This is a genomic window from Mesorhizobium sp. WSM4976, from assembly GCF_029625685.1.
Taxonomy (GTDB): Bacteria; Pseudomonadota; Alphaproteobacteria; order Rhizobiales; family Rhizobiaceae; genus Mesorhizobium.
Genome location: NZ_JARTVT010000012.1, coordinates 91,043 through 112,139, shown reverse-complemented (window position 1 = coordinate 112,139; position 21,097 = coordinate 91,043). Strand labels below are relative to the sequence as shown.

24 protein-coding genes are annotated in these 21,097 nt (G+C 64.8%); 8 read left to right on the top strand and 16 right to left on the bottom strand.

Going from position 1 to position 21,097, the window contains the following annotated elements; genetic code table 11:
- Positions 1–609, top strand: a complete 609-nt coding sequence (locus tag P9272_RS16415; protein WP_278161303.1) for a hypothetical protein — start codon at positions 1–3, stop codon at positions 607–609.
- Between the two features lie 13 nt (positions 610–622).
- Here P9272_RS16415 and P9272_RS16410 read toward each other — a convergent pair whose 3' ends face one another.
- From P9272_RS16410 to P9272_RS16400, 3 genes are all read right to left on the bottom strand, one after another.
- Complete coding sequence (locus P9272_RS16410) at positions 623–1,804, bottom strand: M20 aminoacylase family protein (protein ID WP_278161302.1); 1,182 nt, start codon at positions 1,802–1,804, stop codon at positions 623–625.
- 20 nt (positions 1,805–1,824) lie between these two features.
- The gene (locus tag P9272_RS16405; RefSeq protein ID WP_278161301.1) at positions 1,825–3,045 is read right to left on the bottom strand and encodes a diaminopropionate ammonia-lyase; all 1,221 of its coding nucleotides are present in this window, start codon (positions 3,043–3,045) and stop codon (positions 1,825–1,827) included.
- Between the two features lie 202 nt (positions 3,046–3,247).
- Positions 3,248–4,450, bottom strand: a complete 1,203-nt coding sequence (locus tag P9272_RS16400) for a diaminopropionate ammonia-lyase (RefSeq protein ID WP_278161300.1) — start codon at positions 4,448–4,450, stop codon at positions 3,248–3,250.
- 101 nt (positions 4,451–4,551) lie between these two features.
- Here P9272_RS16400 and P9272_RS16395 point away from each other — a divergent pair, with 101 nt between their 5' ends.
- Positions 4,552–5,025, top strand: a complete 474-nt coding sequence (locus P9272_RS16395; RefSeq protein WP_278161299.1) for an Lrp/AsnC family transcriptional regulator — start codon at positions 4,552–4,554, stop codon at positions 5,023–5,025.
- Positions 5,026–5,075: 50 nt separating this feature from the next.
- Here P9272_RS16395 and P9272_RS16390 read toward each other — a convergent pair whose 3' ends face one another.
- On the bottom strand, positions 5,076–5,609 hold the full coding sequence (locus tag P9272_RS16390; protein WP_278161298.1) for a hypothetical protein: 534 nt from the start codon (positions 5,607–5,609) through the stop codon (positions 5,076–5,078).
- A gap of 115 nt (positions 5,610–5,724) precedes the next feature.
- Positions 5,725–6,051 carry a DUF1330 domain-containing protein gene (locus P9272_RS16385; protein ID WP_128261382.1) on the bottom strand — a complete coding sequence of 109 codons (327 nt, stop codon included), beginning with the start codon at positions 6,049–6,051 and terminating at the stop codon, positions 5,725–5,727.
- A 227-nt stretch (positions 6,052–6,278) separates the two neighbouring features.
- Between P9272_RS16385 and P9272_RS16380 the strand changes: the two genes are divergently transcribed.
- The gene (locus P9272_RS16380) at positions 6,279–6,920 is read left to right on the top strand and encodes a helix-turn-helix domain-containing protein (RefSeq protein WP_278161297.1); all 642 of its coding nucleotides are present in this window, start codon (positions 6,279–6,281) and stop codon (positions 6,918–6,920) included.
- A 27-nt stretch (positions 6,921–6,947) separates the two neighbouring features.
- Here the strand turns inward: P9272_RS16380 and P9272_RS16375 are convergent, their stop codons facing one another.
- From P9272_RS16375 to P9272_RS16350, 6 genes are all read right to left on the bottom strand, one after another.
- On the bottom strand, positions 6,948–7,928 hold the full coding sequence (locus P9272_RS16375; RefSeq protein ID WP_278161296.1) for a branched-chain amino acid ABC transporter permease: 981 nt from the start codon (positions 7,926–7,928) through the stop codon (positions 6,948–6,950).
- A gap of 1 nt (position 7,929) precedes the next feature.
- The gene (locus P9272_RS16370) at positions 7,930–8,817 is read right to left on the bottom strand and encodes a branched-chain amino acid ABC transporter permease (RefSeq protein WP_128261379.1); all 888 of its coding nucleotides are present in this window, start codon (positions 8,815–8,817) and stop codon (positions 7,930–7,932) included.
- A 7-nt stretch (positions 8,818–8,824) separates the two neighbouring features.
- On the bottom strand, positions 8,825–9,529 hold the full coding sequence (locus P9272_RS16365) for an ABC transporter ATP-binding protein (RefSeq protein ID WP_278161295.1): 705 nt from the start codon (positions 9,527–9,529) through the stop codon (positions 8,825–8,827).
- The gene (locus P9272_RS16360) at positions 9,526–10,338 is read right to left on the bottom strand and encodes an ABC transporter ATP-binding protein (protein WP_278161294.1); all 813 of its coding nucleotides are present in this window, start codon (positions 10,336–10,338) and stop codon (positions 9,526–9,528) included. Before P9272_RS16360 ends, P9272_RS16365 begins: the two co-directional genes overlap by 4 nt.
- Positions 10,335–11,543 (bottom strand): ABC transporter substrate-binding protein, encoded by a 1,209-nt coding sequence (locus P9272_RS16355; protein WP_278161293.1) that lies wholly within the window; start codon positions 11,541–11,543, stop codon positions 10,335–10,337. The genes P9272_RS16360 and P9272_RS16355 overlap by 4 nt, the downstream gene beginning before the upstream one ends.
- Positions 11,544–11,864: 321 nt before the next feature.
- A complete protein-coding gene (locus tag P9272_RS16350; protein ID WP_278161292.1) occupies positions 11,865–12,572 on the bottom strand; it encodes an SDR family NAD(P)-dependent oxidoreductase in 708 nt (235 codons plus the stop codon).
- Positions 12,573–12,945: 373 nt separating this feature from the next.
- On the opposite strand from P9272_RS16350, the gene P9272_RS16345 reads away from it, so the two are divergent.
- Positions 12,946–13,245: a hypothetical protein gene (locus tag P9272_RS16345; protein WP_128261374.1), complete on the top strand. Its 300-nt coding sequence runs from the start codon at positions 12,946–12,948 to the stop codon at positions 13,243–13,245.
- A 150-nt stretch (positions 13,246–13,395) separates the two neighbouring features.
- Here the strand turns inward: P9272_RS16345 and P9272_RS16340 are convergent, their stop codons facing one another.
- Positions 13,396–13,995: a YdeI/OmpD-associated family protein gene (locus P9272_RS16340; protein WP_128261391.1), complete on the bottom strand. Its 600-nt coding sequence runs from the start codon at positions 13,993–13,995 to the stop codon at positions 13,396–13,398.
- Positions 13,996–14,163: 168 nt separating this feature from the next.
- Between P9272_RS16340 and P9272_RS16335 the strand changes: the two genes are divergently transcribed.
- The 3 genes from P9272_RS16335 to P9272_RS16325 all read left to right on the top strand — a co-directional run bounded on the left by P9272_RS16335 (position 14,164) and on the right by P9272_RS16325 (position 15,642).
- Positions 14,164–14,352 (top strand): type II toxin-antitoxin system HicA family toxin, encoded by a 189-nt coding sequence (locus P9272_RS16335; protein ID WP_278161401.1) that lies wholly within the window; start codon positions 14,164–14,166, stop codon positions 14,350–14,352.
- A gap of 12 nt (positions 14,353–14,364) precedes the next feature.
- Positions 14,365–14,799 carry a type II toxin-antitoxin system HicB family antitoxin gene (locus P9272_RS16330; protein WP_278161291.1) on the top strand — a complete coding sequence of 145 codons (435 nt, stop codon included), beginning with the start codon at positions 14,365–14,367 and terminating at the stop codon, positions 14,797–14,799.
- Between the two features lie 105 nt (positions 14,800–14,904).
- Positions 14,905–15,642, top strand: coding sequence for an SDR family oxidoreductase (locus P9272_RS16325; RefSeq protein WP_278161290.1), 738 nt, complete (start codon positions 14,905–14,907; stop codon positions 15,640–15,642).
- Here P9272_RS16325 and P9272_RS16320 read toward each other — a convergent pair.
- Together P9272_RS16320 and P9272_RS16315 are read right to left on the bottom strand one after the other, a co-directional pair.
- Complete coding sequence (locus P9272_RS16320) at positions 15,593–16,543, bottom strand: LysR family transcriptional regulator (RefSeq protein ID WP_278161289.1); 951 nt, start codon at positions 16,541–16,543, stop codon at positions 15,593–15,595. The two genes, P9272_RS16325 and P9272_RS16320, sit on opposite strands and share 50 nt — an antisense overlap.
- Before the next feature lie 6 nt (positions 16,544–16,549).
- Complete coding sequence (locus P9272_RS16315) at positions 16,550–17,452, bottom strand: S1C family serine protease (protein WP_112130429.1); 903 nt, start codon at positions 17,450–17,452, stop codon at positions 16,550–16,552.
- A 227-nt stretch (positions 17,453–17,679) separates the two neighbouring features.
- Between P9272_RS16315 and yghU the strand changes: the two genes are divergently transcribed.
- Positions 17,680–18,549 (top strand): glutathione-dependent disulfide-bond oxidoreductase, encoded by an 870-nt coding sequence (gene yghU / locus P9272_RS16310; RefSeq protein ID WP_128260464.1) that lies wholly within the window; start codon positions 17,680–17,682, stop codon positions 18,547–18,549.
- A 375-nt stretch (positions 18,550–18,924) separates the two neighbouring features.
- Here the strand turns inward: yghU and P9272_RS16305 are convergent, their stop codons facing one another.
- Complete coding sequence (locus P9272_RS16305) at positions 18,925–19,464, bottom strand: YbhB/YbcL family Raf kinase inhibitor-like protein (RefSeq protein ID WP_278161288.1); 540 nt, start codon at positions 19,462–19,464, stop codon at positions 18,925–18,927.
- Positions 19,465–19,731: 267 nt separating this feature from the next.
- Positions 19,732–20,931 carry a PLP-dependent aminotransferase family protein gene (locus tag P9272_RS16300; protein WP_278161399.1) on the bottom strand — a complete coding sequence of 400 codons (1,200 nt, stop codon included), beginning with the start codon at positions 20,929–20,931 and terminating at the stop codon, positions 19,732–19,734.
- Between the last annotated feature and the right edge of the window lie 166 nt (positions 20,932–21,097).

Genomic DNA, 21,097 nt, shown 5'->3' with positions numbered 1-21,097 from the left:
ATGGCAAGCATGTCGCATCACAGGAGAGAATGCCCGATGTTCCGTGCGCTTGACCTTGCCGCATTTGCCCTTGCCGCGAGCCTCGTCCCCACCGCGGCCTCAGCCCAGCAGAGCACCCATACGATGCATCATCAGATGATGCATCATCCGCCCAAAGGCCAGACAGTGCCGACGCAGCCGGGGCAAGAAGCCTTTGCCGCAATTCAGGAAATCGTCGCAATGCTCTCGGCGGATCCGAGGACCGATTGGTCGAAGGTGGACATCGATGCGCTGCGCAGCCACCTTGTCGACATGAACGCCGTCATGATGGGCGCAACTGTGACCGAACAGCCTATCGACGGGGGGATGAAGTTCACGGCGACGGGGTCTGGACCGACGCGGGATTCAATCCGCCGGATGGTCAACGCCCATGCCGCGGCGATGAACGGCGTGGGAAATTGGCGATATGTGGCGGCCGAAACCGATGACGGCGCGACGCTGAGCGTTCTTACCCCCGAAGCCGATCGCGCGAAGCTGCATGGTCTTGGCTTCTTCGGCATCCTGACAGTCGGCATGCACCACCAGCAACACCATCTGATGATTGCACGCGGAGAAAGCCCGCACGGCTGACTGCGGCTCGGCTTCAAAGGGCGGGCAAGCGCCGGCGCACGAGCGCTGCATGAAATCGCGTGCCTTGCAGCAGGGCTTCGTCGTTGAAGTCATACACCGGGTTGTGCAGCGGCGCGGTGTCGCCATTGCCCATGAAGACGAAGCATCCCGGCACGTGGTCGAGGAAGCGCGCGAAATCCTCCGAGGCGGTCATCGGCTCCGCCGCGATGCGGACACCGTCGTCGGTCGCGACGCGGACAGCATCGTCGGCCAGCGCCGTGCGGGCCGCCGCAAGTGCCTCGTCGACCAGCGCCGCGTCGTTGATCAAGGGCACGAACTCGCGCGTGTAAGCCACTTCGGCGGCGACGTTATAGGCCTGCGCCGTGCCCTCGGCGATGCGGCGCATCTCCTTTTCAATCGCCGCGCTCACCTCGGGACGGAAGCTGCGGCAGTCGCCCAGGATGCGCGCCAGGCCTGGCAGCGCATTGCGGGTGCCGTCGGTGATGAGTTCCGTCACCGAGACGACGCCGATATCGGCGGGGCTCAGGCGCCGCGAGACGATGGTTTGCAGGTTGACGACCAGCGCGCAGGCCGCGACCAGCGCCTCCTGCCCGGCGTGCGGCCGCGCCGCGTGGCCGCCGAGGCCTTTCAGCACGATTTCGAAATTGTCCTCGGCCGACATGACCGGACCGCCGCGGGTCTCGAAATGGCCGACGGGCAGGCCCGGCATGTTGTGCAGCCCAAAGATCTCCTCGAAAGGGAAGCGCTCGAGCAGGCCGTCATCCAGCATGGCCAGCGCGCCCTTGCCCCATTCCTCGGCCGGTTGGAAGATGAAGCGCACCGTTCCGTCGAAGCCGCCCTCGCCGGCGAGCAGCTTGGCCGCGCCGAGCAGCATCGAGGTGTGGCCGTCGTGGCCGCAGGCATGCATGGTGCCGGGCGTTTGCGAGCGCCAGGCCTGCGTGCCCTGCTCCGCGATGCGCAGCGCGTCCATGTCGGCGCGCAAGGCGATCGCCCGGTTGCCGCTCCCCCGGGCCAGTGTGCCGACGACGCCGGTGCCGCCGATGCCCTCCTCCACCTCCAGCCCAAATTCACGCAACTTCGCGGCGACGAAAGCGGCGGTGCGCTTTTCCTCGAAGCCGAACTCGGGATGGGCGTGGAGATCATGTCGCCACGCCGTCATCTCGCGGTGAAGAGCTTCGAGGTCGAGTCTGGCCATCGGTCGCCCAAAGCCCTTTCTTAAGACAAAGAACCGGAACGGCTCTCAGCAGTCTGCAGGAACACCTCTTCGGGCGCCATCCCGACCAGCTCGGCAAAGCGGCCATGGTCGGTCGCGCCCTCCGAATTGATGACGAGCACGCGCGAATGCCTGTCGAGGCCGAGCGCCGTGCGCATATGACTGTCGCCCGCGGCGCGGACGAGCCCGGCGAGGCCTGCCCCGCCGCTCTCGCCCGAGACGATCGCCGGATCATTACCCGAGGGGCGCGCCAGCCGCTTCATCACCGCGACCGCGTCCTCCTCATCCACCGTCATGAAAGCATCGCCGACACGCGCCAGCACGCGCCAGCCGACGAGGGACGGCTCAGCGCATTCGAGCATCGTCATCACGGTCGGCTGCTGATGGACGATCGTCACCGGACGTCCGGCCTCAACCGAAGCGTAGATGCAGGCCGAGCGCCGCGGCTCGACCACGATCGCCTTCGGGCGCCTTGGGCCGAGCATGACCGCCATATGGCCGGCGATCGCCGCCGCGAAGCCGCCGACGCCGGCCTGCAGGAAGACATGCGTTGGCGGCTCGGCCATGCGCCGCAGCGTCTCGCGCACGATCACCGTGTAGCCTTGCATGACCAGGCCGGGGACGCGCTCGTAGCCCAGCCAGGACGTATTGGAGACGATCTTCCAGCCGCGCTCGGCGCCAACACGCGCGACCTCGCGCACCGCATGGTCATAGCTGCCCTCGACGTCGACGATCTCGGCGCCAAAACGGGCGATGGCCGCGACGCGCTCGCGGCTCACGCCGGCATGGACGAAGACCACCGAACGCGCGCCGACCAGGCTGGCGCCCTGCGCCACGGAGCGACCATGGTTGCCGTCGGTGGCGCAGACGAAGATCATGCCGGAGGCGATCTCGCGCACTCTGGCGTCGTTTATCTCGCCGATATCGACGTCGCGGCCGAGCCACTTGCCGGCCTCCTCCAGCACCAGCCGCATGACGGCGTAGGCGCCGCCCAGGGCCTTGAAGCTGCCCAGGCCAAGACGCTGGCCTTCATCCTTGACATAAAGCGCCGCGATGCCGAGTTCATCAGCCAGCGCCGGCAAGGCGTGCAGCGGTGTTTCGGCATCGTTCTGGCGCGCCTTGAGGTAACGTTCGGCCCGCTCGCCTCCCGCCATACCGAGCGCCTCGGCATCGGCGGCAACCAACGGCTGGTTGTGTTCTGGACGTTGGTTGAGAAGCAGCATGCTAGTCTTCCTGCTAGGCACTGAATTCTGTCGGCGGGCGCGATTCAAGGGCGATTCCGGGCGCTTTCATTGGCTAAGTGATTGAAGTTTGTTTCGATCGGATGTCGCCGAATGTTCGTTTCGGAGAGAGCCGGTACGGCCTACTTGACTATTTTTGGGGGTATTTCGCCATCAAGCCGGTCGGCATTGATCGTGAGATTGCTCATGCCGGCTGCATCGCTTGCGCAACCTCATCGGGCGCCATGCCGACCAGCTCGGCATAGCGGCCTTTGTCCGTCGCGCCTTCGGAGTTGATGATCAGCACGCGTGAATGGGCATCGAGGCCAAGCGCCGAGCGTATCTTCTTGTCGCCGGCGGCGCGGATCAGCCCGGCGAGCCCTGCCCCGCCGCTTTCGCCGGAAACGATCGCCGGATCATTGCCGGAAGGCCGCGCCAGGCGGTTCATCACCGCGACGGCATCTTCCTCGTCCACGGTCATGAAGGCATCGCCGATGCGCGACAGAACCCGCCAGGCGACCAGCGACGGCTCATAGCATTCGAGCATCGCCATGACGGTCGGCTGGCTGTGCGCGATCATGACCGGGCGGCCGGCCTTGGCGGTGGCGTAAACGCACGCCGCCCGCGCGGGCTCGACCACCGTCACCGTCGGCCGCGCTTCGCCGAGCACAATGGCGAGATGACCGGCCACCGCCGCCGCGAAACCCCCGACGCCGGCCTGCAGGAAGACGTGGGTCGGCGGCTGAGGCAAACGCTTCAGCGCCTCGCGCACGATCACAGTGTAGCCCTGCATGACCAGCCCCGGGATGCGTTCATAGCCCGGCCATGACGTGTCGGAGACGACTGTCCAGCCCCGTTCGGCCGCGACGCGGGCGGCTTCCCTGACCGACTGGTCGTAGTCGCCGGCGATGCGCACCATCTCGGCGCCGAAGCGGGCGATGGCCGCCACGCGCTCGTTGCTGACGCCCGAATGGACGAAGATGACCGAGCGCGCCCCGACAAGGCCGGCGCCCTGCGCCACCGAGCGTCCATGATTGCCGTCGGTGGCGCAGGCGAAGGTCATTTGCGCGGCGATCGCCCTCACCTCAGCCGTGTGCAGTTCCTCGACCGTGACGGCACGGCCGAGCCGCCTGGCGGCCTCCTCCAGCACGAGATGCATCACGGCATAGGCGCCGCCCAGCGCCTTGAAGCTGCCGAGGCCGAGGCGCTTGCCCTCGTCCTTGACGTGGAGAGTACCGATGCCGATCCCGCCCGCCAGCGCGGGCAAGGCATGCAGCGGCGTCTCGGCATGGTTTTCACGCGCGGCGAGGAAGCGTTCCGCTTCGGCGGCCCCGGAGACCCCAAGCGTCGCGGCGTCTTCCCCGGTCAGCGGCTGGCGATGGTCGGGATGGCGGTTGAGCAGGAACATGGGTTTCTCCGTCTTCACGACTGAAATTTATTGCAGACCAGGCGAGAAAGGCGCTCTGTTTTGGCGCATGGATTGCAAGTTTGTTTCGTTTGGAACGCCGCATGTCCCTTTCGTCCGACCTCGACTCATTCGACCGCGCCATCCTGGCCATCCTGCAGAAGGACAACACCACGCCGCAGCGCGTCATCGGCGAGAAGGTGAACCTCTCGGCGCCGGCCGTGCAGCGGCGCATCAAGCGCATGGAGGAGCAAGGCGTCATCCGCGCCAATGTCGCGCTGGTCGACCCGGCCAAGGTCGGCCACCCGATCACCATCTTCGTCGAGGTCGAGGTGGAGGGCGAGCGCGCCGAACTGATCGACGCGGCCAAGCGCGGCTTCGCTGCCGTGCCGGAAGTGCAGCAGTGCTACTACGTGACGGGCGAGGCCGACTTCATCCTTATCGTCACCGTGGCGACGATGGCCGACTATGAGGCGCTGACCAGGCGGCTGTTCTTCGCGAACAACAACGTCAGGAGATTCCGGACCTTCGTGGCGATGGACCGCGTGAAGGTGGGGCTGGAGGTGCCGGTGGGGTGAGCATGTCCGCTGGAGCGGCCAGGCGGCATGAGCCGCCCGGCCGCAATTACCTACCGGGTCGCCGTCGTTGCGTGCTCGCATGATACTTTCGGGTTCATGTCGGCGAAGGTGCCGGTCGGGTTGGCCTTCCAGGCCCAGACATGCAGTTCGTAAAAGGGGCCTAGCCCGTAGCGGTTGGGTGCGCTGTTGAAGTTGAACAGTTGGCCATCCAACGCCGTAGGCCCTTTCGAGGTGATGTATTCCACCGCCACCAGCTTCAGCGTGCCGTCGGCCATCGGCTCATACATCACCGCTTCGGGGCGCGCGATGTCGACCTTGTCGTCCTTCAGATAGTCGCCGTTGACGTAGTGGATGCCCATCGCGCCGCCGGTGATGCCGCTGGCGCATGGAATGGGCGCATAGCCTTCCGCCGTCGCAGCCTTCACGTCGAGAAACCGGCTGTTGGCTGCCCGTACCTTGTCGGCCAGCGGGCTATCGGCGGAGGATGCGGCCGCGCCCTGATGCGCTTGCGCAAGAGCTGTGCAGGCCGACAGCGCGGCCACGGTAACGAGAAGCCTGGCGCAAATACTTGGTGTCATGTTCATTGCGTTCTTCCTGAGAAAGCTCGGCTCACCGGCCGCCGACGATACGGCGGCGCGACAGGCAAGCGCGGGGTCTGCTTGTGCTTGGTAGCCCCGGATTCGGAGCGACGACCGCCGATCATCCCTTGGCCAGATACGAAATCGTCCCGGCCAGATCGGTGTTGTCGATCAGCTGGAAGCGACTTTCGCTGCCGCCTTGGCGAGCCGAAGCGAAGGGCGCGTAGGCCGGATCGTCGGTGAAGGCGCGAGCCGCCGCCTCCGAAGGGAAGGCCATCAGGGCGATCAGCGTCGTATCGAGCGGCTTGCCCTCGAGCGTCTTCACATTGCCGCTGCGCGCCAGATATTTGCCGCCATGCTTGTGCACGAGATCGTGTACCGAAGCCGCATAGGCCGGTATCCATTTCGGGTCTTTCACCTTGATGTCTGCGATAAGATAAGCGGTCATGGTTGGTCTCCTGGTTGCAGCGCACAGGTGCATCCCGTGCGTCGGCCAAGGGGCTCGCATGGCAGGCCGCTCGCCAACCAGTCCGCGATCTGTACCGGCCCGGTACAGTTTCTGTACTCGCCGCTTCATTCATGAAGGTCTAATGTTCCGCCCGATTTCGAGGGAGGACACGGATCATGGCCCAGCACGGATACAAGCAGTTCTGCCCGCTATCGATGGCCGCCTAAGTGCTGTGCACACGCTGGACGATGGTGCTGATGCGCGAGCTGGTTGCCGGCTCGACCCGCTTCAACGACCTGCGCCGCGGCGTGCCCAAGATGTCGCCGACCCTTCTGTCGCAACGGCTCAAGGAACTCGAACTGGCCGGGGTCGTGGAGCGCAAGGAGGCCCCAGGCGAGAAGGGCATCTTCGATTACCGGCTGACCGAAGCCGGGCGAGACTTGCGTCCGGTGGTGGAAGCGATGGGCTTCTGGGGACAGAAATGGGTGGAGTCGAGACTGTCGTTGAAGAATCTCGATCCCTCACTCCTGATGTGGGACATGCGGCGCAACCTGAACCCCACGCCGCTGCCCGAGGGACGCACCGTGATCCAATTCCTATACCAGGACCTGCCGGCTTCGAAACGCTCATGGTGGCTGATCGTCGAAAAGCACGGAGAAGTCGACCTTTGCTGGTACGATCCGGGCTTCGAGGTCGACCTCTACGTCTCGACCGACCTTCACACGATGACGGCGATCTGGATGGGGGTGCTGACTGTGGAGAAGGCCGGCCCCAAGGTCGTCCTGACCGGGGACCTCGCCATCGGCAGGCAGATGCAGACCTGGCTGGGGCTCAGCCCCTTTGCGGTCGTGCCAAAGCGCGCGGCCTGACAAGAGGTCGCGCCGGCGGCGAAGGCATCAATTGTTGCTGCCGGCCTCCGCCCGCCTCAGCCATTTCGCGTAGATTTCGCCGACAATCCCGCGTCTAAAAATCAGCACGCAGACCATGAAGATCAGGCCGGTGGCGATGGTCACCGGGAAGCCGGAGGTGGCCAGCGTGTTTTCGAGCGCGACGACAAGCCCCGCCCCGACCGCTGGGCCGGCCATGGTGCCGATGCCGCCGAGCAGCGTCATCAGGATCACCTCGCCCGACATCTGCCAAGTGACATCGGTCAGCGTTGCGAACTGGAAGACGATCGCCTTGGTGGCTCCGGCAAGACCGGCGAGCGCGGCCGACATGACGAAGGCGGCGAGCTTGTAGCGGCCGACGGAATAGCCCAGCGAAATGGCGCGGTTCTCGTTCTCGCGAATGGAGCGCAGGATCATGCCGAAGGGCGAATTGACGATGCGCCAGACGGCGAAGACGCCGATGAGGAAGACGCCGAGCACGAAGAAATACATGTTCATGGTGACGCCGAGATCGACAACGCCGAAGAGATGGCCGCGCGCAACGCCCTGGATGCCGTCCTCGCCCTCGGTGAAGGGCGCCTGGACGCAGAAGAAATAGAACATCTGCGCCAGCGCCAGCGTGATCATCGAGAAATAGATGCCCTGCCGACGGATGGCGAGGAAGCCCATGACGAGGCCCATGCAAGCCGCTCCCGCGGTGCCAAGCAGGATGGCGGCTTCGGGCGGCCAGCCCCAGGCCTTCACCGCGTAGGCGCAGAAATAGGCCGCGCCGCCGAAGAAGGCGGCATGGCCGAAGGAAAGCAGGCCGGTATAGCCGAGCAAAAGGTTGAAGGCGCAGGCGAAGAGCGCGAAGCACAGCATCTTCATGACGAAGATCGGATAGACGACGAAAGGCGCGGCGATCAGCGCCATGATGGCCAGTGCTATCAGCGCCCGCTCCAGCCTGAGCGATGCAGCGGCGCGTTGCCGATGAAGGGCTGCCTCGCTCATCTCAGGCGTCCCTTCCGAACAGGCCGGCTGGCCTGAGCAAAAGCACGACCGCCATGATGACGAAGACGACCAGGTTCGATGCCTCGGGATAGAAAACCTTGGTCAGGCCTTCGGCGACGCCGAGCATGTAGCCGGTGACGATGGCGCCCAGGATCGAACCCATGCCGCCGACCACCACCACGGCGAAGACGACGATGATCAGGTCCGACCCCATCAGCGGGCTGACCTGGTAGACCGGCGCGGCAAGAATGCCGGCGAGGCCGGCAAGCGCTGCGCCGAGCCCATAGGTGAGCGTGAGCAGCAACGGCACGTTGACGCCGAAGGCCTGGACCAGCTCCGGGTTTTCGGTCGCGGCGCGCAGATAGGAGCCCAGCCTGGTCTTTTCGATCAGGAGCCAGGTGCCGATGCAGACAATGAGCGAGGCGACAACCACCCAGCCGCGGTAGTTGGGCAGGAACATGAAGCCGAGATTGGTGCCGCCGGCAAGCAGCGCCGGCACGGCATAGGGATTGCCGGAGACGCCGTAATAGTAGCGGAAGACGCCTTCGATCACCAAGGCGAGGCCGAAGGTGAAGAGCAGGCCATAAAGCGGGTCGAGCCGATAGAGCCGCGACAAGGCAAGGCGCTCGACCGCTATGCCGAACGTGCCGACGACTAGCGGTACCAGGACCAGGGCCGGCCAGTAGCCGATGCCCAGATGCACCAGCAGCAAATAGCCGATGAAGGCGCCAAGCATATAGAGCGCGCCGTGGGCGAAATTGATGATGCGCAGCAGGCCGAAGATGACGGCCAGCCCAAGGCTGAGCATGGCGTAGAAGGAGCCGTTGATCAGGCCTACCAGCAGTTGGCCGAGCAAGGCCTGGATCGGGATGCCGAAGATCATCGTCATGACGCGATCATACCCCCAGCACCTCGTGCAGCCTGTCGCTATGCGCGGAAAGCGCGGCGACCGGGAAGCCGTCCACCACCTTGCCGTGGTCCATCAGGTAGAAACGGTCCGCGATGCGGGCGGCGAAGCGGAAATTCTGCTCGACCAGGAGGATGGTCATGCCGCGCATCTTCAAGGTCGCCAGCAACTCGCCGATGCGCTGGACGATGACCGGCGCCAGACCTTCCGTCGGCTCGTCGAGCAGAAGCATTTCGACCCCGGTGCGCAGGATGCGGGCGATGGCCAGCATCTGCTGTTCGCCGCCGGAAAGCTTCGTGCCCTGGCTGTTGCGCCGTTCCTTGAGGTTGGGGAAGAGCTCGAAGATCTCTTCCACGCTCATGCCGCCCTTGGCCACGACCGGCGGCAGGATCAGGTTCTCGTCCACTGTGAGCGTCGCGAAGATGCCGCGTTCCTCCGGCACGAAGCCGATGCCCTGATGGGCGACGCGGTGCAGCGGCAGGCCGATCAGTTCCTTGCCGTTGAAGGTGACGGAGCCGGTGCGTTTGCGGATCAGACCCATGATGGCGCGCAACGTCGTCGTCTTGCCGACGCCGTTGCGGCCAAGCAGAGTCACCGTCTCGCCGCGCATGACATCGAGGTTGACGCCGTGCAGCGCATGGCCCTCGCCGTACCAGGCGTGAAGATCGCGCACGGCAAGCAGCGGCTCGCTCATGCCCTGCCCTCTTCATGCTCGGTTCCCATATAGGCGACGCGCACGCGCTCGTCCTGGCTGACTGTGGCATAGTCGCCGGCCGCCAGCACCTGGCCGCGCTGCATGACGGTGATCCAATCGCAAAGGTCGGCGACGACGGTGAGGTTGTGCTCGACCATCAGCACGGCGCGGTCCCTTGCCAGCGCGCGGATGATGCCGGAAATCATGCCGACATCCTCATGCCCCATGCCGGCCATCGGCTCGTCGAGCAGGAGCACCTTGGGGTCGAGCGCCAGCGTGGTGGCGATCTCCAGCACGCGCTTGCGACCATAGGAGAGATCGCCGGCCAGACGATGCGCGGCATCTTCCAATCCGACGATGGCGAGCAGCTCGCGCGCCCTGGGGGTCAGTTGGTCCAGCGCCGAGACCTGACGCCAGAACTGGTAGCCCAGCCCGCCCGGACGCTGCAGCGCCACGCGCACATTGTCGAGCACGGAAAGATGCGGAAAGATCGCCGATATCTGGAACGAGCGGACGAGTCCCATGCGCGCCACTTTTGCCGGCGGCGTGCGGGTGATATCGGTGCCAAGCAGTTCGATCCTGCCGCTGGTCGGTTGCAGGAACTTGGTCAGCAGGTTGAAGATGGTGGTCTTGCCGGCACCGTTCGGGCCGATGAGGGCATGTATCTTGGCGTGATGGACGTCGAGGTCAACATCCTTGACCGCGACGAAACCGGCGAAGTCGCGCCTGAGGCCGCGGGCGGACAGCACCACCCGCGGAGTCTCATGCGTGCTGTCCGGCCGGACAGCGGTGGCGGTATCTAGCGTCACTTGGTGACGAGCGGGCAGCCGCTGTCCTCGGCCTTCATGAACGCCTTGTCGCCCGGGATGGTCGCTAGGTAGGTGTAGTAGTCCCAATCCTTTTTCGACTCTTCCGGCTTCTTGACCTGGTAGAGGTACATGTCGTGCACCATCGAGCCATCGGCCTGCACCTTGCCGTTGGCGGTGAAGACGTCGTTGACCGGCATCTCGTGCAGTTGCTTGGCCACCGCTTCGGTCTCGTCGGTGCCGGCCTTGTCGATGGCCTTCAGATACTGCGTCACAGCCGAATAGGTGCCGGCCTGGATCATGTTCGGCATGCGACCGGTGCGCTTGAAGAAGCGCTGTGCGAACTCGCGGCTCTTGTCGTCGCGGTCCCAGTAGAACCCTTCGGTCAGCACCACGCCCTGCGCCGCCTGCAGGCCCAGGCCGTGCACTTCGGCGAGCGTGAAGAGAAGTGCCGCCAGCCGCTGGCCGCCAGCGACGATGCCGAATTCGGCCGCCTGCTTGATCGAGTTCGACGTGTCGAGGCCGGCATTGGCGAGCCCGACGATCTTGGCGCCGGAGGACTGCGCCTGCAAAAGGAAGGAGGAATAATCGGTTGAGCCCAGCGGATAGCGCACCTCCCCCAGCACCTTGCCGCCGCTCGCCTCGACTAGCTTGGCAGTCTGGTCCTTCAGCGAATAACCGAAGGCGTAGTCGACGGTAATGAAGTACCAGCTGTCGCCGCCCTGCTTGACCAGCTCGCCGCCCGTGCCGACGGCCTGCGAATGCGTGTCATAGGCCCAGTGGAAGCCATAGGGCGAGCACTGCTTGCCGGTGAGGTCGGTGGCGGCAGCGCCCGTGACGATGTCGATCTTCTTCTTTTCCTTGGAAAGCCCCTGCACGGCCAAAGCCACGGAGGATGTCGTGAGCTCCATGATCGCGTCGACCTGCTCGGTGTCGTACCACTGGCGCGCGATGTTGGAGGCTATGTCGGGCTTGTTCTGGTGGTCGGCGCTGACGACCTCGATCGGCGCGCCCTGCACCTTGCCTCCGAAATCCTCGACCGCCATCTTGGCGGCCTCGACCGACCACTTGCCGCCGAAATCGGCATAGACGCCCGACTGGTCGTTCAAGATACCGATCTTGACCTTGCCGTCGGAAATCTGGCCGGCCGCCGCCGGCATTGCGGATGCCGCGAGCAGCGCGGCCGAGACGAGACAGAATGCTTTCACTGGTGGTTCCTCCCTGGTGGCCAACCACAGGAAACGCGGCGGCCTCGCGATGGTTCAATGCTTGCGTCCGTTATGTTGGGAAATGCGGGGTCGCGCCCCGGTTGTCCTCCTCCGCGCACGCCACCTCCCCGGATGCGCGACCCTAACATCACATTTCACGGCCCGAGAATGCTATTTTCGTAGCATGGCCTGCTGGCGCTTGCGGAGCCACCGCCAGTCGGGCTCGATTTCGGATTCTTCGGAAAGCCTTGCGATCCGGGCAGCGATAGCGTCTCGGCGCAAGCATCCGCAGTGCCGCCGGAAGCCGCTTGAGCTCCCGCTTCACCACGGCAGCCGTTTGCCATCGCGAAAAAAGCCGCCGGTCGGGCCGTCGTCGGGCAAGGTCGCCGCCCAGACAATGCCGGCAGCGCCTTGCGCCACGGGACGGCCGCCCGGTCCGCCCATGTCGGTCGCGACCCAGCCGGGACAGATCGAGTTGACGAGGACGCCCGAGCCGCGCAACTCGGCCGCCAGGATGCGGGTCAGCGCGTTGAGCGTCGCCTTGCTGGTCGAATAGGCCGGCGCCCCGGCGCCCATCGAAGCAAGCGAACCGCCTTCCGACGAAACGTTGACGAGCCGGCCATGGCCGGAAGCGGTGAGCAGCGGCGCAAAGGCGGCAGCGACGCGCCAGGCGCCGAACACATTGATCTCGAAAGCCTCGCGGATCACTGTCCAGTCGGGCCTGAGCGCCCGCGCCGACGGGTCGTAGTGGATCGCGGCATTGTTGACCAGAACATCGAGCCGGCCAAAGCGGCGCTCGACCTCTGCCGCGGCGTGCGCGGCGGCATCATAGACTGCGACATCGAGCGCGATTGCCTCGACCTTGCCGCCGATCGTCATGGCTGCCTCCTGGCCCTTGGCGAGGGCGCGCACACCCATCAGCACGGTAAAGCCGAGTTGCGCCAGCTGCCGGGCCGTTTCGAGGCCGATGCCACGGTTTGCGCCGGTGACGAGCGCCAGCCTGCCGGAGTGTTCCTTGCCGTCGGTCATTGGCGCAGATCCCTTGGTTCCTGTCACCCCCTGCAAGATCGCATCGAGCGCGCCGTTTGGTTAGAGCGAAATTTCGCAATCGTCATGCTTCACGGCTCATGAGTGGCCCTGAACCAGCGGGGTGCACCGGGCACGAATGAATAGCATCCGCAAGGCCGCAACTCACCGGTTTCCATGCGGCCGCATCTGTAGACCCATGGCAGCAAAGGCGTCGCCGGACAAAATCCAGAGAGACACAATCCAGAAACAAGATTCAACAGTCCGGAAAAACTCGCGAAAAAACCAGCTGTCATAAAGGCACCGGAGCAGCCGACGATTGCGGCGCGCGACAAAAGACATCGATCTTGAACCCTTGAACAAAGGAATGCCGATCATGAAAAAGTCCCTTCTTTCCGCACTCGGCCTGACCGCCGCGCTCGCCCTCGCGGTGCCGGCGCTCGGCACCACCGAAGCCAACGCCGCCGCGACCACGACGGCTGCAACCACGACGACCACCACGACCACGGCTCCGGCCGCAAAGCCGACCTCCAACGGCCCGCACAAGAAGCTCAGGAAGCATCGTCGCCATCACGTCAAGAAGCATCACGTGGCGAAGCATCGCAGGCATCATGCCAAGAAGCATCACGTGAGGAAGCATGCGGCGAAGAAGCCCGTCGCGAAGAAGGCCGCGTAAGCGCTGCTCTGGTTCCATGCAATTCCGGACAGAAGACCGCTTCACACTTTTCCTGGAATTGCGAACGCCTTCATGACCGGATGATCCCGGACCGCAGGGTTCCGGATCATCGCTTCCCGAAAACGCCGCCCTCCAGGGCGGCGTTTTTGGTTATTTCTTCTTCTGCGGGTGGGGGGTCTCGCCGCGCTTCAGCATCGTGACCAGATCGGCGATCTTCTTCTTGCGCCCCGCCTCGGTCTTCATGTTGCGGGTGCGGAAGGCGAGCGCGAAGCGGTTCTGCGCCGAGAGCGTCTCCAGCATCGCTTTCGCCTTCGGCTCGGCATCGATCGCGGCCTGCAGGTCGGGCGGAATGGTCATCTCCCTGGAGCCGGCATAGGCACGGTCCCAACGCCCGTCGGCCTTGGCGGCCTCGACCTCGCGCAGGCCGTGCCTTGTCATGCGACCCTCCTCGATCAGCCGCGCGACATTGTCGATGTTGATCTTGCTCCAGATGCTCTTCCTGCCGCGCGGCGTGTAGCGCTGCAGATAGCTGTTGCCATCGAGCGACTTGCGCACCGCGTCGATCCAACCGAAGCAGAGCACGACGTCGATCGCTTCCTTCGGCGTGATCGAGGCGAGCCCCGAGCCGACCTTGTGGATCTTGATCCAGACCTCGCTTTCAGAGGCGTGGTTGTCGGTAAGCCAGGCATAGAAACTGTCGGCGTCGGGGAATTCCCGAACCTTGTCCGGATCGACCTTGATCGGGGCCATCATCACCTCGTTTCTCGCCCGCAAGCAGTGTGGACGATTCCTCGGCGATTGTGGCGAGAGCTGGTGCCAGTTTCTGTCAGCAAAGCTTTAGATAGCCTGGTCCGAGGGATTTCCGATATGGCTTGAAAAACTCCACACTTCTGTTGACTTCCACAGACGCTATCTTTTATAAACGCAAGCGAATTCCGGCGCTGGCTCGCCAAGCAGGGATGTACCTTTGAAACCCACCGCGGTGGGAGCGGTCACCTGACTGTTCGTTTTAAAGACAAGGTCTCGCAGCTGCCGATGCATGGCGGCGGCAAGGAGCTTGGAATGCGTCTGGTCGAGAAGATCAAGAAGGATCTGGGCCTGAAATAGAGGAGACTGTGTATGTGGTATGAAGTCGCTCTCACGCCCGATGACAACGATACCTGGCTGGTTACGGCGCCTCAATTCGACGAGGTGGTCTCGTATGGCGGCACAAAAGAGGAAGCCTGCCGCAATGGACGCAATGCCATCGAGGAAGCCATCGCCGCCCGAATTGCGCATGGGGATGATATCCCCTTCCCGCTCAAGGAAACCAAGGGCAAGGGATGGTTTGTGGAAGTCCCGGCGCTCGTCTTCCTGAAATCGGCTCTCTATATGGTCTTGAGGGAAAAGGGCTGGAGTCGGGCCGATCTGATGCGCGAGCTGAAATGCCAACGGGAGCATGTCGATCGGCTGTTCCGGCTCGACCACAATTCACGGCTCGACTCGCTCGAGGAGGCGTTCAAGGCGCTCGGCCATCCGCTGCGCTTTGACATGGAGTTCCACAAGGCCGCCTGACTTTGCCGGCGAAGGCTGGGCGGCTGATCCATCATCGGGCCTTCCGATACCGCTATCGGTTTCTTCCGTTTCCGCTTCGCGGGTTGGCCTGCCACATGACCGTCCATGCACAGGAAAGGCATGGACATGGAAAAGATCCTGATCGTCGGCGGCAGTTCGGGCATGGGGCTGGCGCTCGCCAGGCGTTGTCTCGAGGAAGGCGCGCACGTCATCATCGCCGGGCGCAGCGAAGCGAAGTTGAGCGCGGCGCGGGATGGGCTCGGCCGGCCGGGAACGCTCGAAACGGCGGTGGTCGACATCAGCCGCGAGGATGAGGTCGCGGCGCTGTTCGAGCGCATCGGGCGGCTCGATCATATCGTCAGCACCGCGGCCGCGATCGAAGGCGCCTACCGGCTGTTGCCGGAAATCGAGCTGAAAGCCGCGCAGCGAGTGGTGGAGAGCAAGTTCTACGGGCCGCTGCTGCTCGCAAAGCATGGGGCGCCGAAGCTGCCGCCGACAGGCTCGCTCACCTTCGTTTCCGGCATTGCCGCCTATCGGCCGGCGGCGCGCGGCTCGGTGGTCGCCGCCGTCAACGCGGCGCTGGAGGGGCTGGTGCGAGCATTGGCCGTGGAACTCGCGCCGATCCGCGTCAACGCCGTCTCGCCGGGCTGGGTGGACACGCCGATCTGGGAGTTGGTCGCGGGCGATGCGAAGAACGAGACGCTAGCCGCGATGGCGAGGCGTCTGCCGGCGGGCCGGGTCGGACGGCCCGAAGACATTGCCGATGCCATCCGGTTCCTGATCGGCAACCGCTTCACGACGGGAGAGACGCTGCATGTCGAGGGCGGGCACCGGCTGGTGTGACCGGTGCAAAACCCTCGGCTAGAGCGGTGAGGAAAGCCTTCAGCGCCGGCGGCTGGACGCGCCGGCGGCGCCAGACCATCACGATGTCGGCCGAGCGGACGGAGCCGGGCCAGGCAAGCTCGGCCACCTCGCCGCGCTCGATCGCGGCGGCGACCGCCAGCCGCGGCACGAGGCCAAAGCCGGCGCCGGCTGCCACCAGTCCGGCAATCGCGTCGATGCTGCCCGCTTCAGCGGCCAACCTTGGCTTGCCAAGCCCCGCTTCGCCGAACGCCTTGTCGACCATGGCGCGGTAGACGCAGCCGGTCTCGGTGGCGACGAAATGCTTCTCGGCCAGCGTCGCCAGATCGACATCCACATGGTTGTCGCCGGGCGGCGCGATCAGCGCCAGCGGCTCGACCGCCACCACGCGCCTGGCAAGGCGCTGGTCGGATGCGCCGGTATCGAGTGCAGGCGGCCGCTCGAAGCAGAAGGCGACGTCGATCTCGCCCTCACCCAACCGGCGCAGCAAGTCGCCGCTGCCGGCGATCCGGAGCTTGATCTCGATGCCGGCGTGATCCGCGCGGAACCCGGCCAGCCATGGAGCCAGCCTTGCCGAGGCGATCGTCTCCAGCGCGCCGATCGACAGGCTGCCGGGCGTCCCTGCCCTGGTGGCATCGACGGCGGAGCGCGCCTCATCGGCGAGGGCCAGCAGGTTCTCGGCATAGGGTTTCAGCGCCTCGCCCGCCGGCGTCAGGGTGAGCCCCTGCCGCGAGCGGATGAAGAGGCTGGCGCCAAGCTCGGTTTCCAGCGCCTGGATCTGGTCGCTGACGCTCGACTGCGCGAGATTGACCTCCTGCGCGACGCGCGTGACATTGCCCGTCCGCGCGACCGCGAGAAAGGTCTTCAGCAGCCTTGAATGCATCCGGAGTTACTGCAGCTGCGGCTTCTTCAGGAAGGAATTGCGATCTGCCGACTTAACGCGCAGCCAGGTCTCCCGGCCGTCGCGCACGACGCGCAGCGGAATTTCCGCGCCGGCCGGATTCTGCCAGAGTTTTCTGTAGAAATCAGCCAGGCCGTCGACCTCGCCGTCGCGCACATCGGAGATGATGTCGCCCTGGCGCAGCCCCGCTTTGGCTGCCGGGCCGCCTTCGGCGACGCTCATCACCACCACCATGCCGTTCGACTCGGCCGAGAAGGCGCCGAGCCACGGGCGCGGCGCTTTCGCCGCCTGACCGCGCTTGATCAGATCGTCGAGGATCGGCGTCAGAAGATCGATGGGCACCACCATGTTGATGTCGGCAACCTCGCCGGCGCGGCTCATCTGCAGGCGCAGCGAGCCGATGCCGAGCAGCTTGCCGTCGCGATCGAACAGCGCGGCCCCGCCCCAGGACGGATGCGCGGGCGCGATGAAGATCGCCTCGTCGATCAGATATTCCCAATAGCCGGCGAATTCCTGCTTGGTGACGATGTGGGCGTCGACCTGCTGGCCAATGCCGTCGGCAAGCGTCACGGCGTCGCCGATATTGGCCTTCCTGGCATCGCCGAACTGAACAGCCGGCAGATTGAGCGGCGACAGCGCCTGCACCAGGCCGAAGCCGGTCTCCTGATCGTAGGCCAGCGCGTGCGCGGCCACCACGCGGCCGTCCTGATCGGTCAGCCACACTTCCTCGGCCTCGGTGATGAGGTAGCCTATCGTGAGCACCAGCCCGTTGTCGCGGATCACCACGCCGCTGCCCTCGCGGCGCGTGCCCAGCGCGTTGGCGGTGAAAGCGTCGTCCGGAACCGTGGCGCGCACGGCAACGACGGAGCGCGAAATTTTCTCGATAGTCATCGATCCATCCTGCATTGCGGGTCTTTTTCTATAAGTATGGCCGAAGGAGCGTGGCGCAAGGGCGGATTTCCCCTTCTTCCCCTTGTGGCGAGAAGGGAAAGATGCTGGCACAAGCGCTAGTTCAACGAAGATTGAACTTTTTTCTTTGACGCGCGCGAAACGGCACCTAAGTCTAACGGCATTCCGTGGCAGATTGCCGCCCCTTCACGATGCACAAGGCTTCCAAGATGGACCAATATATCCCGCCGAAAGTCTGGACCTGGAACAAGCCCAATGGCGGCCAGTTCGCTTCGATCAACCGGCCGATCGCAGGCCCCACCCACGACAAGGAACTGCCGGTCGGCAAGCATCCGCTGCAGCTCTACTCGCTGGCCACGCCCAACGGCCAGAAGGTTACGATCATGCTGGAGGAGCTTCTGGCGCTAGGCCACAAGGGCGCGGAATACGATGCCTGGCTGATCAAGATCGGCGACGGCGACCAGTTCGGAAGCGGATTCGTCAAGGTCAACCCGAACTCGAAGATCCCGGCGCTCATGGACCACAGCGAGCCGAAGCCGGTGCGCGTGTTCGAGTCCGGCTCGATCCTCACCTATCTCGCCGAAAAATTCGGCGCGTTCCTGCCGACCGAGCGCGCGGCGCGCGCGGAAACCTTCTCGTGGCTGTTCTGGCAGATGGGTTCCGCGCCCTATCTCGGCGGCGGCTTCGGCCATTTCTATGCCTATGCGCCGCACAAGATCGAATACGCCATCGACCGTTTCGCCATGGAGACCAAGCGGCAGATGGATGTGCTCGACCGTAGGCTGGCGGAGAGCGAATATCTCGCTGGGCCCGACTATACGATCGCCGATATTGCGGTGTGGCCGTGGTATGGCGGCCTCGCCAAGGGCCGCAGCTATAACGACGCCGCGCAGTTCCTGTCGGTGCACGAATACAAGAACGTGCAGCGCTGGGCCGACGCAATCGACGCCAGGCCGGCGGTAAGCCGCGGCCGCATGGTCAACCGCGTGTCAGGTGATCCGGCCTTCCAGCTTCGCGAGCGCCACGACGCCAGCGACTTCGAGACCAAGACGCAGGATAAGCTCGAAGCGGCGGAGTGAAGCGTTGACGCTGCCGATCTCCCTCCTTGCGCCAGGGGATGCACACATCTCCAAGCGACAGGTTTTGGCGACAGCGTGCATGGCAGCTTGGCGCATGCATTGTCTAATGTAGTGCCGGTCGACCCCCACTCCGTCTCGGCTTCGCCGAGCCACCTCTCCCCCGATCGACGGGGTAGAGGAAAGGCGCCAAGCCTTTCGCCGTCAACGCTCATCCGGCAACGCTCCCTTCCTTTCCCTCCGGGGGGAAAGGTGGCGCTGCGAAGCAGCGACGGATTGGGGGAACCACGTGGCAATCAAGCCTTCGGCCGATCAGTCACAGAAGATGTGTGATCTCCAAGCCTCCTTGCGGGGAGATTGGCTGTCTCCAGCGTTCCGCTACCGCCCATACGTATAGGTCACGCTCGCCTCGCCCAGCGCGGAGCTTTTGGCGGCGACCGAGACCATATCGGGCAAAGGATTGGCCGGCGCGCGCAGGGTCTTTTCGCCCAGCGCGTAGAGCGTGAAGACATAGTGATGCTGGCCGCTGCCGGGCGGCGGGCATGGGCCGAAATAGCCGGCGCGCCCGACGCTCCCCTTGCCTTGCACCGTGCCCTTCGGCAGGCCTTTGCCGGAGCTTGCGCCTGCATGCAGCCCTTTGGCGCTGGCCGGGATGTTCCAGGCCAGCCAGTGCCAGAAACCCTTGCCGCCATTGGCGTCCGTGTCGAACATGGTCAGCGCGTAGCTCTTGGTGCCGGCCGGCGGGTTCTTCCAGTCGAGCGCGATCGAGACGTTCTGTCCGCCGCAGCCGGCCTTGTCGCCGAGATATTTCGCATCCCATTTGCCGTTCGAAACCGACGGGCTGGAAATCTCGAAGGCGGCCGCATGGCCGGCGAAGGCCACGAGAGCGAACATGGTGAAGCCGAAGCGCAAGGTCATTTGATCCTCCCTGAACGATGCAGCGTAGCGCAAAACCGGCCCGAAAAAGGGCAAGCCGGCGCACTGAGGCGTCAGGATAATGAAAAAGCCCCGCCGGGGGAGGCCGTCGGGGCTCTTTCGTTCGGAACCATGGAGGTGGGACCCCACGGTCGGGTCGATCCAGGGGGTGTTGGATCGGCCGCGACCCTAGCCGAGGAATGGGCCGCGCGGACAATCACGCCTGCGCACTACCGATCACGCCTGCGCGAGACGGCGGTGATTGAAGGCCTAACCCCGCAGCAGCTTTGCCAGCCGCGGCACGCCTTCGTTCACCGCGCGGTCGTCGGCAAGCGTGAACGACATGCGCAGCGTGTTGCGGCCGGTGCCGTCGGCATAGAAGGCGTTGCCGGGCACGAAGGCGACGCGCGCCTCCTTGACCGAACGCGCCAGAAGCTCGGTGGCGTCGACGCTTTCCGGCAGCGTCAGCCAGACGAACATGCCGCCTTCCGGACGGCTCCAGGAAATGTCGTCGGGCATATTGGCCTCGAGCGCGCCGAGCAGCGCGTCGCGCCGCTTGCGGTAGGCGCCGATCAGCTTTTCCACCTGGGCGTCGAAGATGGTGTCGGCGACGCGGTGCATGACCATCTGGTTGATCGAGGGGCTGTGCAGGTCGGAGGCCTGCTTCATCAGCACCAGCTTTTCCACGACATGGCGCGACGCGCAGACCCAGCCGACGCGCATGCCGGGCGACAGTATCTTCGAGAAGGAACCGCAATAGAGCGTGCGAGCGTTGTCGATGCCGCCGGAGCGGGCGCAGTCGAGCGCCAGGATCGGCGGCACGCCCACGCCGTCATAGCGCAGCGCGCGATAGGCGGCGTCCTCGATGACGGCGATGTCGAGCTCGCCCGCGAGGTCGAGCACCGCCTCGCGCTGCTTGACGTCCAGCGTGTTGCCCGTCGGGTTGGCGAAATCCGGCACCAGATAGGCGAACTTTACCTTGCCGCCGTTTGCCGCCGCGGCGGCGCGGTAGGCCTCCGGCGTCATGTTGCCGCCGGCGGGGTTCAGCCGGTCGTAGCGCGGTTCGTAGGCGTTGAAGGCCTGCAACGCGCCGAGATAGGTCGGCCAGGTGACCAGAGCCGTATCTCCCGGCGACAGGAACAGCTTGCCGAGATAGTCGAGCGCCTGCTGCGAGCCGGAGGTGATGAAGATATTGCCCTCGTCGCATTGAACGCCGAGCTTGCCCATATAGGCAGCCAGCCATTTGCGCAGCGGCAGGTAGCCTTCGCTGACCTGGTATTGCAGCGCGACCCCCGCCTCCTTGCCTCCCAGCACCGCCTGGTAGGCGTCGCCGATGGCCTGCGCGGGAAACAGCGACGGATCCGGGATGCCGCCGGCGAAGGAGATGATGTCGGGCTGGTCGAGCAGCTTCAGCAGCTCGCGGATCTCGGAGGCCTTCATGCGCGAGGAACGCGAGGCCAGAAGGTTCATCAGGGTCAAGGCGCACCTCCCGAAGTGCTTCTATTTAGGTCAGCTTGGTTGACCTATTATCAGGCCGCATCGCCCGCGTGAATACACAAAACGGCCATGGCGCATCGTCCACGTGGCATTTGGCCCAGAAATTTCAACGAAAGCTAATGGAAAAACATTGCGCGAC

Excerpts from the sequence above, each read along its gene's own strand:
- P9272_RS16415 (WP_278161303.1), top strand. The coding sequence starts at position 1 with ATGGCAAGCATGTCGCATCACAGGAGAGAATGCCCGATGTTCCGTGCG.
- P9272_RS16410 (WP_278161302.1), bottom strand. The coding sequence starts at position 1,804 with ATGGCCAGACTCGACCTCGAAGCTCTTCACCGCGAGATGACGGCGTGG.
- P9272_RS16405 (WP_278161301.1), bottom strand. The coding sequence starts at position 3,045 with ATGCTGCTTCTCAACCAACGTCCAGAACACAACCAGCCGTTGGTTGCC.
- P9272_RS16400 (WP_278161300.1), bottom strand. The coding sequence starts at position 4,450 with ATGTTCCTGCTCAACCGCCATCCCGACCATCGCCAGCCGCTGACCGGG.
- P9272_RS16395 (WP_278161299.1), top strand. The coding sequence starts at position 4,552 with ATGTCCCTTTCGTCCGACCTCGACTCATTCGACCGCGCCATCCTGGCC.
- P9272_RS16390 (WP_278161298.1), bottom strand. The coding sequence starts at position 5,609 with ATGAACATGACACCAAGTATTTGCGCCAGGCTTCTCGTTACCGTGGCC.
- P9272_RS16385 (WP_128261382.1), bottom strand. The coding sequence starts at position 6,051 with ATGACCGCTTATCTTATCGCAGACATCAAGGTGAAAGACCCGAAATGG.
- P9272_RS16375 (WP_278161296.1), bottom strand. The coding sequence starts at position 7,928 with ATGAGCGAGGCAGCCCTTCATCGGCAACGCGCCGCTGCATCGCTCAGG.
- P9272_RS16370 (WP_128261379.1), bottom strand. The coding sequence starts at position 8,817 with ATGACGATGATCTTCGGCATCCCGATCCAGGCCTTGCTCGGCCAACTG.
- P9272_RS16365 (WP_278161295.1), bottom strand. The coding sequence starts at position 9,529 with ATGAGCGAGCCGCTGCTTGCCGTGCGCGATCTTCACGCCTGGTACGGC.
- P9272_RS16350 (WP_278161292.1), bottom strand. The coding sequence starts at position 12,572 with ATGACCGACGGCAAGGAACACTCCGGCAGGCTGGCGCTCGTCACCGGC.
- P9272_RS16345 (WP_128261374.1), top strand. The coding sequence starts at position 12,946 with ATGAAAAAGTCCCTTCTTTCCGCACTCGGCCTGACCGCCGCGCTCGCC.
- P9272_RS16340 (WP_128261391.1), bottom strand. The coding sequence starts at position 13,995 with ATGGCCCCGATCAAGGTCGATCCGGACAAGGTTCGGGAATTCCCCGAC.
- P9272_RS16330 (WP_278161291.1), top strand. The coding sequence starts at position 14,365 with ATGTGGTATGAAGTCGCTCTCACGCCCGATGACAACGATACCTGGCTG.
- P9272_RS16325 (WP_278161290.1), top strand. The coding sequence starts at position 14,905 with ATGCACAGGAAAGGCATGGACATGGAAAAGATCCTGATCGTCGGCGGC.
- P9272_RS16320 (WP_278161289.1), bottom strand. The coding sequence starts at position 16,543 with ATGCATTCAAGGCTGCTGAAGACCTTTCTCGCGGTCGCGCGGACGGGC.
- P9272_RS16315 (WP_112130429.1), bottom strand. The coding sequence starts at position 17,452 with ATGACTATCGAGAAAATTTCGCGCTCCGTCGTTGCCGTGCGCGCCACG.
- yghU (WP_128260464.1), top strand. The coding sequence starts at position 17,680 with ATGGACCAATATATCCCGCCGAAAGTCTGGACCTGGAACAAGCCCAAT.
- P9272_RS16305 (WP_278161288.1), bottom strand. The coding sequence starts at position 19,464 with ATGACCTTGCGCTTCGGCTTCACCATGTTCGCTCTCGTGGCCTTCGCC.
- P9272_RS16300 (WP_278161399.1), bottom strand. The coding sequence starts at position 20,931 with ATGAACCTTCTGGCCTCGCGTTCCTCGCGCATGAAGGCCTCCGAGATC.